Raw genomic sequence first — 12,487 nt, 5'->3', positions numbered from 1 at the left:
GCTCGTCAGGCTCATAACCTGAAGGTCAGAGGTTCAATTCCTGTCCCCGCAACCAAAATCCAAACAGCCCGGTCGATCTACAAAAAATCCACCGGATCAATTGCTTAACGTCTTAACACCGTCAGCCTCGTAACCCGAAGCTCAGAGGTGCAAACCCTAATCACGTAAACAGCGTCAGAAACACAAAAAAACAACCCAAAATACTACTGGGCCAACACTTCAAGCCATGAACCGAGCCGCCGAAGCTCAGGACAACAGACGCAAATACGACTAGTCACATTCCCGAGACCAACACGAAGCTAGGTTGCTCAAACGGTCTGACGTTTCTTTTCCGGCCAGAACTCATCTACTACGACATAGGCTGCGATTACAAAGAACGCAGCGCTGGCGACCTGCAGAACGCGCGTAATGCTTTTGACATCTGCCTCGTCGGAGAATGGTGCAATTGATCCACCATACACAATCAACGCTGTTGTAATTGCAGACCCGGCTGCTGCGGCCAGAGGGAATTGGGACTTTCCAAGAGCACCAAGTGCCAAGCAAAAGAAAAAGCAAAGCAGAATTGATGTCAGAATGACTGGGGCTATGACGTTAATCTCATAACAAATGATTGATATTGCGGCTCCGAGCAGGTTTGACGTGAGCATCGCCTTTGCCACGGTTTTTCCTGCTGCAGGCATTGCTGCGAGTTGTTGGCTGAGAAGGGCCACAAAAAACAAAACCAGCAAAGCTGAGGCACCAGATACGAAGAATGCCAAAGCAAAGGGCACTGTTACAAGCGACATTCTGACAATTCGTCGATGAGGGTCAAAATCTGTCGATGCTGCGGCTTTGCTGCCCGATGCCGTTTGCGGGGTCGATGGTATCAGAACAAACATCAACGTTGAAACAAACCCTGCAAATAGCAGGTTCAACGGTATCCAGAACACAAGCACCAACGCCAAATCCTGGGATTGTAAAACAAGGTTTGGAATCATCAATGCGCCCATAAGAGCGATGACACCGGGCAGAACGCCTGCTCCGGAAACCGACCACATGAAGGACAGGATTATTCCGATGGCCACCAGTATGAGGAACACGAGAGGATAGGGTGCAAGCACAGACGACAGAAAGAAGGAAATGAACATCAATCCAATCGAAAAAATGAACAGTTTTCCGAAGGCTGCCAACGGTAGTGCTGCAGGTGCCTGAAGGAACAGGGCTGTGAAAACCGACCCGACCACGGCAAGTGGCCACCCCAGAAACAGGCCCAAGGCAAAGACGCCAGTCACACCCAGCGCCAGTCGCATAACCGAGTTTCGGTCCTCAATACGCATAGGACAGGATTGAAACCAGACGGATATAGGTCCGGCCGACCATGTTCAGCAGGGAATTGTCGCTGAGATACATGATCACATCGGCCTGTCCGTTGAGCTGGAAGCGAAGATCATCTTCAGCGTCTCCAGCCTCATATCCCGGCAGAACTATCCGTACGGGAAACCGTTCTGGTTCACGCAGAAAGCCCTTGGTGCTTGGTGGGCTGGCCAACTGACCCGGTTCATCCCCACCGCTGAGCGAGACGGCTGCGCTGAAGCTCTCAATCACGCCGGGAACAATCTTGCCGGGGTGCATGTCCAACACGACGTCAACCGGCGATCCCACCGAAGCGCGGCCGATGTTGTTCTCGGTAAAGTACGCCTCGATCCAGACGTCGGTTGCATCCAAAAACGTCAGCAGGTCCTGACCGGATCGTGCATATGTACCAGGGGCGATCAGCAGATTGGATATGACACCTGTTGCTGGTGCGCGCAGTTCCGTCCATTCAAGGTTAAGTTCTGCGTCTGCCAAAGCGGCCAATGCGCGCTGAATTTTCGGGTTTTCGATACCGTCATCGCCCAGCCTTTGCTTGGCTTTTTCCAGATCAGCTTTGGCATTCTCAAAGTTTGCTTCAGACTCGGCCAGTTGCCCGCGTGCGTCATCAGCCTTTGAGACGGCGATCAACCCTTTCTTTTCAAGGGCAAACACACGTTCGGTTTGAATGCGCATCGTGTCGAGATCACTTTGCGCCCGCGCCAGTTTGGCCTGCGCGGCACTCACCTCTGCCGAAGATGCACCAACTTCCTGCGTGGCTGCTTCCAGATCAGCTTCTGCCTTGTCGCGATCGATTTCATACGGCCTGGGATCAATCCGAACCAGTATTTCCCCTGCCGAGACGACCTGACCGTTTTCTACAAGGACTTCGGTGACTGTTCCGGTGACCTGAGGAACGATCTGGGTCGCGACGGCCTTTACTCTGGCGTTTCCAGTAAATGGCGTCTTTCGGTCGGCGACGAGGTACCAGACGAGGAAGATCAGGATGATGCCCAGCGTGGTCCATATCGTCTTTCTCATTCTGCATCTCCTGCCGCAGCACTCTCGGCTTCGGGCGAAGCATCAATCCAGACTTTGAACAGCTCGTAAAAGACAGCGAACAGAACCGGCCCCATGAAAATACCGATCAAGCCATAAGCCATCATGCCCCCAAGAACACCGATGAGGATCACCAGCATGGGTGTCTCGAGCCCTTTCGAGATGAACACGGGTCTTAGGAAGCTATCCATTATTGTGACGGGAACGGCCAGTATCGTGAAGATCAAGGCGGTGCCGCCGGACATCGAGCTCCATGCGTATATGATCACCGGCAGAAGAACCAAGCCGGGGCCAATCTGGATGATCGAAAGTATCAGGCAGACAAATGCCAGCGTCGCGGCCGAGTTGATCCCGAACAGCACAAGCAATATCCAGACGACGACCGCCTGAATGGCCGCCACGCCGATCACGCCTTTTGTTACGTTTCGAATCGTTGCTCCAGCCAGAGTGACGAATTCCCCGCCACGTGGTGCGAAAACACGGTTCGCAAAACGTTGCAAACCTTGAACCATAGTTGGTCCAGGGCTGAACAACGCCCCCATGATCAAAACGGACAGAGCAAGTCCCAACAGCCCAATTCCGATTCCCAGAACCTTACCGAAAAGGGACTTTGTGATCTCAAGGATCTGCGCGCCGTATTTCGCCAACGCTCCGTCCAAATTCCGCTCGAACATCCCCCAAACGTCGGCAATCTTGCCTCCAACCAGAGGTAGCTCTTTGATACCCTCTGGCGCAGGTGGAATTTTCAACTCACCTTTGTCAGCCTGTTCTGCAAACTCGGACCCAAGCTCTGCGGCGCCCGATACCGCCGTTGCCACCGGACCAAGGGTTAGTACAAGACCCAGCAACACCAGGATTGTTGCGGCAAGTTTCTTCCGCCCGCCCAGCTTGGACTGCAACCAATCGAAAACAGGATAAAGTGCGACGCACAGGATCGTGGCCCAGATGACCACGCTGGCAAGCGGCGCAACCATGACCAGCGCGCTATAGAGGAATAATCCGAGAAAGAGTAATCGTATTGCGAGGTCGACAATCTTGGCGTCCTGAGTCTTTTCCATTCCATCCCTCCGCTATCCGTTTTTTTGAATATTACACTCAAAAAACACTATATGTGTATTTTTTGACCTTTGGGGGTCACCTATCATTTTGAAGACACGTATGAATCCCGGTCAGAGCCTGTGTCGTCATGTTGACGCCTCGTCAGCACGAGGATTTGCTTAGCCGGGGACGATACGGCTATTTCTCTTTTTTCTCGTCGCTTTGAGACAAGATCGTGTCCGCGACCGTGGTTGCCGCAGTCACGAAGACGCCGAGGCCCACAATGATGTATACCATCGTGAATATCTTTCCCGCCGCAGTTTCAGGTGAAAAGTCACCAAAGCCTACGGTCGAAATCGTCACGACAGAAAAGTAGATGGAGTCAAGCCAACTCCATCCTTCGACAAAGCGGTAGAAGACCGAAGCCCACAAAATCATTCCGATTGTGAAGGCAAGTAAGCCTTTCACTCGACCGTCCTTGAAGGCGACACTTATCCCTCGTGTTATTCTGGTTAGTGAATTCATCGAGCCCTCACTGGTAAACAAATTCATATATACTATTAACAAAGAACTCGAAAATTCGAAGCATTTTGGCGGACGGTCGTGCACAGGGTTACAAGGTGTGTTCAAAGGACGGATGGGAAAACCCCTCAAGCGAAAGCATATTGGATATCTGAACCGGCAATTTAGCAGGGCTTAAACACTGACCCGCGACGCGTACCAAAGGCGGCTTTAAGTCGAATCCATGCAAACGGTTTGATGGTTGCTGACGTGCCAAGAATATTGCGTTCAAATTTGCGTCCCGCCGATGTTTGAAGACACAAATCCAACGGAGCAAACTTGGATAAATATAGACATATACGCAAATTAATTTGGTTTTTGCAGACTCAACCCTGAAACCCATGTTAGGAATAAAGTTGAAGTAAGGGGACTTCAGAGGGGCAACATGTCTCGGGACCTGAGCAAGTGGCTAAGCGCAATTGGATTATCTGACTACGCGCAGGCCTTCCTAGATAACAAGATCGATTTTTCCATACTGCCAGATTTGACGGCTGAAGATCTTATAGAAATTGGGGTAACTGCGGTCGGGGATCGTCGGCGGTTGCTGCGTGCTATAGAAAAACTCGACGTGACGGAAACGTCCGAGGCATCTGAATCCTCCGATCCAATTGAACCTGCACGGCGCCAAGTGACTGTGATGTTTGTTGACCTCACGGGGTTTACAGAAATGTCCAGTGGTTTGGATGCCGAGGATCTGCACGCGCTGCTCAACCAGTTCTTTGGCAAAGTTGACAGCGTGGTTGAGAAATTCGGCGGGCGCATAGACAAGCATATCGGCGATGCTGTCATGGCGGTTTTCGGTGCACCTATCTCACATACCAACGATACAGAACGGGCGGCCAGAGCAGCGGCCGAGATACATGCGGTATTGCCAACACTGACGCCACCATTGTCTTGTCATATCGGTATCGCTTCGGGTCAGGTCATTGCCAGTACAACAGGCAGCTTGGCGCATACGGAATATACCGTCACCGGAGACGGGGTGAATCTGGCCTCGCGCTTGACCGATATTTCAAAGGGCGGTGAAACATTGGTTTCACATGACATTCAACGCGCTCTGGGTCCGCTTTTCGTGGGCGAGTCTATTGGTGTGCAGGCGATAAAAGGCCTGAATGACCCTGTCGAAGTCTGGCGCTTGGACCGTTTGGCCCGGAACATTCGGACAAGACGACATAAGTTCATCGGGCGCGACCGCGAGATGTCGTTGTTTTCGGCGACATTTGACCGGTGCAAGCGACACGGAGAAGGCGAGGTTCATGTGGTGCTGGGTGAGCCTGGGATCGGCAAGACGCATTTGTCCGAACAGGTGGCCGAGTTGGCCAAGAGCCTGTCCTATTCAACCCACAATGGCGTGGTTATGGATTTCGGAGCGCGCGAGGGGCACTCGGCTATTCAGACCGTGGCCCGCAGTGTTTTGGGCCTTGATCCGTCGGATGGCGCGGAAACAGGTACGGCCCTGGCCAAAGACGCGATCGCCAAAGGCTGGGTCAGCCCTTCGAACGCCGCGCATCTCAACGCACTGCTTGAACTTGAGCAGGATCCCGGTTTGGCTGAGGTCTATGCCGTAATGGATAACAAGACCCGGTTGCGTGGGCGCAGGCAGGTCATTGATGAGTTGCTGCTTGCCCGCAGTCAGGACGCGCCTTTGCTGATCCAGATCGAAGATATCCATTGGGCGTCACCCGACATTCTTGCAGCCTGCGCACATATCGCCGCAGCAACGCGGCAAATCCCCTGCGTCTTGATGATGACCAGCCGGGTCGAAGGAGACCCGATCGACCGAGACTGGCAAACAGCCACGGATGGCGCGCTTGTCTCCAAGTTGGAATTGGCACCGATGGGGGAAGATCAGGCACGGCAATTGGTCGAGGAGTTTACGGCCATCGACCCCGAGCTTTTGGAAACTTGTGTCAAACGTGCGGGTGGCAACCCGCTTTTTCTGGAACAGTTGCTGCGCAACATTGACATTCTCAAGCAGGAAACCGTGCCTGGAAGCATTCAAGGCATCGTCCAGTCGCGTTTGGATGCGCTGGACCGCGCCAGCCGCACCGCCATTCAGGCGGCGTCAGTGCTGGGGCAGAGGTTCTCACCCGAGGTTCTGAATTACATTCTCGGGGAAGGGCATCTGGACACCACCAATCTGATCCGTTCGGCCCTGATCCGAGAGGCCGGGGCTGATCTGATGTTTGCCCACGCGCTGATCCGGGATGGATCATATGCTACGTTGGTCAAATCCGAGCGCGCGCGCCTGCATCGCCAGGCGGCCAAATGGTTCGAAGATCGTGATGCAACCCTGCGCGCGCAGCATCTGGACCGGGCGGGTGCCAACAATGCGGCGCAAGCCTATCTTGAAGCTGCCGACAAGCTGATCCACGCGTTCCGGTTCGACGACGCCAGCCCGTTGATCGAACGTGCTTTGGAACTGCCGTCGCCCGCAGGCGTCCGGTTTGACCTGCTGTGTGCACGGGGTGAGACGCACCGGCTGCAGGGTTTGTCCAACGAAGCCTTGCAGGAATTTCGAGACGCAGCGCGACTTGCAGAGACAGATGAGCAAATCAGCCGGGCGCATATTGGTCTTGCACAGGCTGCGCGACAGGCCAGCTTGTATCAGGACGCGCTTGAGGCGCTGGATACGGCTGAAGCTGCGGCCGAGCGTGCTGGCTCCGAACGGGACGTGGCCCAGATCAACTATGTGCGCGGCAACGTGTATTTCCCCTTGGGCCGAGACAAGGAAGCGTTGAGCGCCAATGAACGAGCGCTTACTTTGGCCCGCAAACTGGACTCCGTGCGCCTTGAAGTGGGGGCGCTCAGCGGGTTTGGTGATGCCAACTTCATGAAGGCCACAATGAGGACAGCGACTGGGTTCTACACGCAGGCGGTTGATCGGGCGCGCGAAAAGGGTCTGGTTCGGGACCTGGCGGCCAATCTGCACAACCTGAGCGTTGCGCGCAGTTACATGGGGGATGTCGAACAAGGGCGCGCAGACGCAAACGAAGCCATCGAAGTTTCGCAGAAGTATTTTGCTTTTGTGCCCGAATGTGTGGCTCAGACCTGCCTGGGTGTGGCCGATACCTTTTTGGGCGATCTTGATCAGGCGCTTGAGGCATTCCGGGTTTCGGCCGAGATCGCCGAGCGTGTGGGGGCTAAGCGGCTAGAGGCGCAGGCGTTGGAACATCTCGCCCGCACCCAGGTTTATGCCGGGCAAATGGATCAGGCTTTGGAAACGGGCCGCCGTGCGGTTGAGATTGCATTGGAACATGGTCGGAATTTTGTGGGGCCCAAGGCCTTGTCGGCTCTGGCGATGGCCGAAACTGACCCGGACGAGCAAATACACCTGTTGGATTTGGGGGCCGAAATCATTGCGGAAGGATGTGTCGGTCATAGCCATCTGCACTTCTACCCCGATGCCAGCGCAGTCATGTTGGCGCGAGGTGATTGGCAAGCTGCAAATGACTATGCGGATGGGCTGGCGGCCTTTACGGCCGGGGAACCTTTGCCACTGGTTAATTTGTCCATCCGCCAGACGCGCTTTCTGGCGGAATGCGGGCAAAAGGGTATCGTGCCAAGCGAACATGAGAGATTTACCACCCTTCAAGCCGAGTTTGCCGAGATGGGAATTACTCAATCCCTGCTGGGGCGCGCTGATTTTCTGACGGAACAGGCAGGGGGCTGAATGAGCGTCGAGAAGAAGGTTTGGCTTTTCTCTGGCCTGCTGACCCTAGGGTTGGCAGGTCTTTTGCTGAAACTATGGATCGAACTGAACCATTTCGAAGGTGATCCGACGCAGTTGCCAGATCAGGCCGCCGTAGACTCATATCTGGGTAAGCTGGATGTTGTTCCAGACTACTACGTGCGGACAGGGATATTCATAAAGTCATTCAACTTTATGGGGGCCAGTGATGTTCAGGTCACGGGCTATATCTGGCAGCACTACAAGACGGGCGAGCATGATAAGATTATCCCGGCAGAGGGCGAGGTCGGATTTCTTCTGCCCGAGGCGGTGGACACCGCAAGCGGCCTGATTGCCGAGGCGTATCGACTGCCGCAGCCTGACGGTGTTCTGATTGGGTGGTATTTCGAACAAACCCTGCGCCAGAGCTTTGACTACACAAGCTACCCCTTTGATCACAAAACGGTCTGGGTGCGGTTCTGGCCGGCATCGTTTGACGACGCCGTCGCTTTGGTTCCTGATTTCGAGGCATATCCAGCGACCGGACCGGACGATATTTTTGGAATCGACAATCAGATCGTGATGGGTACCTGGGAACGGGAAAACACCTATTTCGACTACAAGCTGTCAAATTTGGATACAACGCTGGGCATCGGACAGAATGCGTATCAAACCAACGCGCCCGAGTTGCACTATAATTTCGTCATAAAACGCAATTTTGGCAATGCGTTTATCGTTCATATGGTCCCTTTGCTCGTTGTGATGATGTTGCTGTTCGGTGCGGTCATGACAGTCACCCGCCGCGAGGGCTTGGCCGAGAGGCATGATTTCAGCACGTCCAGCGTGATCGGCACCTGTTCGGTTCTGTTCTTTGTGATCCTGCTGGCGCACGTGCAGCTGCGCGAAGGCTTTGCCGGCTCGCCCGTGATCTACATGGAGTCGTTCTTTTTCCTGATGTATTTCATGCTGCTGGCAGTCTCGATCAACACCTATCTCTTCGCCTCCGAGGCGGTGCCGTCGCTGCGGATCATCCACTACCGGGACAACCTTATTCCCAAGGCAAGTTTCTGGCCATTTGTGCTGCTGTGCATGGTGGCGATCACGGCTTATAACCTTAGCCTGAAGGAAAGCCATGAATCGCCGCCGATCATCACACAAGACGGTTAAGCTACAGGTTCAAACCCCGGTTTTGGCTCGCCCTGCGCCATGTCCAGCGTGTAATCGCTGACCATCTCTGAAGTACCATCGCGCAAGTTCTTCAGGTATTTCTGTGGGTCTGCGATCACATAGGCGTATGCGGGCTTCATCACGCCGTTCACAACCACATTGATCTTCTTGCGGATATACACGTTTTCAGATGAGTTTGGGCCGTGGTAACCTTCCAGCTTATCCAGCTCGTGCAAGCCGGATTCCGTCACGCGATAGACCTCACCACTGACCTGTTTGCCCATACCTTGTTGATCCACAAGCGTGGCCATACGGTGCAGGTATCCGCAGTTCGGATTGTCACAGAATGGCTCGTTCGGGACGATCAGCGGCATGGGTTGCCGGGTGCGGGCCGGACCCACGAAGTCGTTTAGAACTTTGCTGTGCGCTTCGTGGTTCGGGAATCCCTGTTTCAGCGAACCGTAGGTGAAATAAAGATATGTTGGCTCTTGCACGGCCACAAAGCTCTCGTCGCGCCCCTGTTCTGGTTCAGCGATCTTCACGTCATGATCGCGTGCCCAGGCGTCCAGCATGGCTTGGATTTCGGGTTCGATTGTCATGCCCTGGACAAACTCGATGCATGATGTTGCATCCATGCCCTTTGCCCCCAGCAGGATTTCCACCATCCTGGGCGCTTTGTTCATCACCGCCACGTGCAAGGCCGTAAACCCGTGGTCATTGACGATGTTGACGTCGATCTGGCGGTCGATCAGATTCTGCGCAGCCTCGTAATCCGGCTTGCCCAGATTGTGACCGCTTTCGTTCAACTCACCTTCACCACCGGCTGCATAATGCAGCAATGAATCACCATGGGCCTCGTCCACGATGTTGATGCCGACAATATCTTCGTCGATGGCGCGGAACACCCGCTTCCATTCGTTGATGTCATCGGCGGCGGCGGCTTCGCGCGCCCATTTGCAAACACGGTATTTCTGGTCATCCAACTCCTCAAAGGCGTCGGCCAAAGCCTCCATGATCTGGTCCGGAGTTGCCATCATTCCGATACCCATCCGCCCGTTTGACAGGCGACCCTCGCGCGGCCCGATGAAATCAACGCCCAGCGTCTTCAGCTTTTCGACATTGTTCTGCGTAGTGATGTTGTTCCACATATTCGTATTGCAGGCGGGGCAAAGGATCACCGGTTTCTTCTGGTACTGCCACGCCACAAAGACTGAGGTCAGAAGGTTGTCAGCAATACCGTTGGCCACCTTGCCCATCGTGTTGCAGGTGATGGGAGCCACGATGACGCAATCGGCCCAGTCGCACAGCGCCAGATGCGAAGCCCGTACTGGCATGTCGAATTTCATATAGCGGAAATTCCACTCATCATCGTCGCGGTAATAGTCATTGTGGGTAATTTTGGCGTCGATCCTCTCCGCCCCGAAATCGCGGAAGAACTTTTCGGCTGAGACTGAGGGGATCAGTTTCACATTGTGCCCGGCATCGACGATGCGCTCGACAAGTTCAGGGATTTTGTCTGCTGCAGACGAGCCGCAAGCACACAACAATACGTTGCGCTTGCCCGCGTTGACCTGATTCATCACCCCTTTGGGATAGCCGAACGGGTTCTTTTCCAGGCTTGGGGTTTCGTTCAGTTCGGAAACAGGCAGCCCTTCCTGGCGCATCCTGGCCTGCAATTCACCGGCCCGGATCATGTCCACGATGTCTTCCAGCTCTTCGCTTTTACTGATGCATTCGCCCTGGAAAAACAAATACGGCACGTCCGGTCGTTCACCAAGCGTTACCAATTGCCGCCGCATCCTGATCATATTGGGATCGCGTCCGCCTACGTCGATCTGCTTGACGGTTGTCGCGCCGATATTCGACAGAATGCTGCGCAGCATATAGGACCAGGGGTCTTCATCCTCATAAAACAGAACCATCGTGTTGTGCTTGAGAATACTGACAACATCGCTCGGGTCCTCGGGCGGGTCGATTTCTTCGATCATCACCAATGCGGGGTCTTCCAGATCGCGCAACCCGCGGAAAATATTGCCGCGTGGCGCTTGCCAGACCTGAGAGGTCGCGGGGCTCATGTCGACAATGGTGACAACATCTGTGTCTTCGTCATAGGCGATGCAAAGACACCAGAACTCTTCCAGCAGGGCAGTTTCCCGATAGACGTTTTCCGGTGGGCGGATTGCTTCAATCCCGGTGACGCGGTTGAAGTCGATATTGATCATCAGGTGACGATCTTTGTTCGTATTCAGGCTCTTTAGCTGTTCCTTGAACCAATCCTGCGGGGTTTGGATCGATCTGTCCTTGCGGGTTGCAAAGCTTTGGAACGTACTGCCCAAATGCACGTTTTCAGACTGGCTGAGGTATTTTTCCGCCATCTCGTGCATGTCTTTGGCGGTGGCGACCCGGCTGACAGCTTCTGTGAACGACGCCTCGGTGGCCCGCAAAAGCTCATCCTCGTCCACGCGGTTGTCGCCGTGAATGGCCAAACTTTCCGCCAACACACCGAGTGAGTTCATATTGGGTGTGGCCCGACGGAACAGGTTGCGGCGCTTCTTTGGGTCTTTTGCCAAATAGAGCGTACTGTCGACATAGTTGCACCGCTGTTTGAACGTTTTCAGATGGGTTTTGACCGCGGCACGCGCCGAGAACCGCAGTATGCCACGAGACCGCATCGAGGTTCCGTCACGGTCCGACATGGCCTTCCACAGCCGTTCGATCGTAGTGACCCAAAGCTTGCCGTATTTTTCTGGATGCACATCCATCATGTGGATCAGCCCGGTGCTTGGGTTGCACTTGGCAATGACGGCAAAATGTCCGCCCGGCATGTTTTCTTTGCCATGGGCGACGCCGACTTGAAAATTCGCCACCAGAATATCGTTTTCTCCGCCCAACTGATTGGACTCGTCGATTGCCTCAAGCAGCAGCGGCACGCTTGTTGTGTCTTCGTCCATGAAATAGGCCTGAACCTGAACCCGGTCCCTAAGCCCTTGCGAATGAATATAGGTGCAGGCGACGTCAAACAGTTCACCCAACGAGATGCCGTCATTCACCACAAAGGATGACGGCAGCGCGCATTCGCGGAATATGTCATTCACCTCGCAGCTGAAACCCAGAGCCGACATGCTGAGCGCGGCAGCCGTCACGCTGCAACAATTGATCGGCTGCTGGAAATTCTCCAACTGTACACTGACAAGGTCGCCGAACATTGTAGCGAAACAGCGTTTTCTGATGTCTTTGGGTATATTCCGCCAGCTCTCGCTGGACAGGTATGCCAACCGGGTTCCGTCCAACGCAAGCGCTTCGAGGCTGACAGGGATATCCGAGATCTGAAGATGTTCTTCGTAGAAATAATCACCCACATCTGCGCTGGCCAGAGGGTGGCCGTTTTGCCGCAATTGAACGACACCACGCAACACAACATACATGCCGTTCGCGGGCAGGACCGTGTTTCCGGTTACCTCGATACACTCGAAATGAGGGTTGATAACAGCAGGCTCGGCCACTTCGGCCTCGCCGGGCAGCACTTTGTAAATCTGGCTCCAGTCTGCGTCATTTGGGATGTATGATCTGGCATTGGCAATTTGGTCTGTGGTCAAAACTATGTCCCCCCGGAGCTGCGTTTCAAATTTTGAATTTCGACCAGCAGAATGTTTGTTTGTTGTT

The 12,487-nt window shown here is 54.3% G+C and carries 7 protein-coding genes; 2 read left to right on the top strand and 5 right to left on the bottom strand.

Features of this window, described 5'->3' with window-relative positions:
* Positions 1 to 308: 308 nt before the first annotated feature.
* The 4 genes from GS630_RS19455 to GS630_RS19440 form a co-directional block, all read right to left on the bottom strand.
* Positions 309 to 1,289, bottom strand: a complete 981-nt coding sequence (locus tag GS630_RS19455) for a DUF2955 domain-containing protein (RefSeq protein ID WP_171238822.1) — start codon at positions 1,287 to 1,289, stop codon at positions 309 to 311.
* A gap of 16 nt (positions 1,290 to 1,305) precedes the next feature.
* Positions 1,306 to 2,370 carry an HlyD family secretion protein gene (locus GS630_RS19450; RefSeq protein ID WP_171236324.1) on the bottom strand — a complete coding sequence of 355 codons (1,065 nt, stop codon included), beginning with the start codon at positions 2,368 to 2,370 and terminating at the stop codon, positions 1,306 to 1,308.
* Positions 2,367 to 3,446 carry an AI-2E family transporter gene (locus GS630_RS19445; protein ID WP_171236325.1) on the bottom strand — a complete coding sequence of 360 codons (1,080 nt, stop codon included), beginning with the start codon at positions 3,444 to 3,446 and terminating at the stop codon, positions 2,367 to 2,369. Before GS630_RS19445 ends, GS630_RS19450 begins: the two co-directional genes overlap by 4 nt.
* A 178-nt stretch (positions 3,447 to 3,624) precedes the next feature.
* Positions 3,625 to 3,894, bottom strand: a complete 270-nt coding sequence (locus GS630_RS19440; RefSeq protein ID WP_348540126.1) for a potassium channel family protein — start codon at positions 3,892 to 3,894, stop codon at positions 3,625 to 3,627.
* Positions 3,895 to 4,372: 478 nt separating this feature from the next.
* Here GS630_RS19440 and GS630_RS19435 point away from each other — a divergent pair, with 478 nt between their 5' ends.
* Positions 4,373 to 7,660: an adenylate/guanylate cyclase domain-containing protein gene (locus GS630_RS19435; RefSeq protein ID WP_171621172.1), complete on the top strand. Its 3,288-nt coding sequence runs from the start codon at positions 4,373 to 4,375 to the stop codon at positions 7,658 to 7,660.
* Positions 7,661 to 8,824 carry a hypothetical protein gene (locus GS630_RS19430; RefSeq protein WP_171621171.1) on the top strand — a complete coding sequence of 388 codons (1,164 nt, stop codon included), beginning with the start codon at positions 7,661 to 7,663 and terminating at the stop codon, positions 8,822 to 8,824. It abuts the gene before it with no gap.
* On the opposite strand, the gene GS630_RS19425 is transcribed toward GS630_RS19430, so the two are convergent.
* Positions 8,821 to 12,420 (bottom strand): flavoprotein, encoded by a 3,600-nt coding sequence (locus tag GS630_RS19425; RefSeq protein ID WP_171621170.1) that lies wholly within the window; start codon positions 12,418 to 12,420, stop codon positions 8,821 to 8,823. The genes GS630_RS19430 and GS630_RS19425 overlap by 4 nt on opposite strands.
* Between the last annotated feature and the right edge of the window lie 67 nt (positions 12,421 to 12,487).

This window comes from Ruegeria sp. HKCCD7303, from assembly GCF_013111185.1.
Taxonomy (GTDB): Bacteria; Pseudomonadota; Alphaproteobacteria; order Rhodobacterales; family Rhodobacteraceae; genus Ruegeria.
The sequence above is the reverse complement of the archived record's forward strand: the minus strand, read 5'-3'. Positions and strand labels throughout refer to the sequence as shown.

Bases quoted from the DNA above. Each gene is read 5' to 3' on its own strand.
- GS630_RS19455 (WP_171238822.1), bottom strand. From the start codon at position 1,289: ATGCGACTGGCGCTGGGTGTGACTGGCGTCTTTGCCTTGGGCCTGTTT.
- GS630_RS19450 (WP_171236324.1), bottom strand. From the start codon at position 2,370: ATGAGAAAGACGATATGGACCACGCTGGGCATCATCCTGATCTTCCTC.
- GS630_RS19445 (WP_171236325.1), bottom strand. From the start codon at position 3,446: ATGGAAAAGACTCAGGACGCCAAGATTGTCGACCTCGCAATACGATTA.
- GS630_RS19435 (WP_171621172.1), top strand. From the start codon at position 4,373: ATGTCTCGGGACCTGAGCAAGTGGCTAAGCGCAATTGGATTATCTGAC.
- GS630_RS19430 (WP_171621171.1), top strand. From the start codon at position 7,661: ATGAGCGTCGAGAAGAAGGTTTGGCTTTTCTCTGGCCTGCTGACCCTA.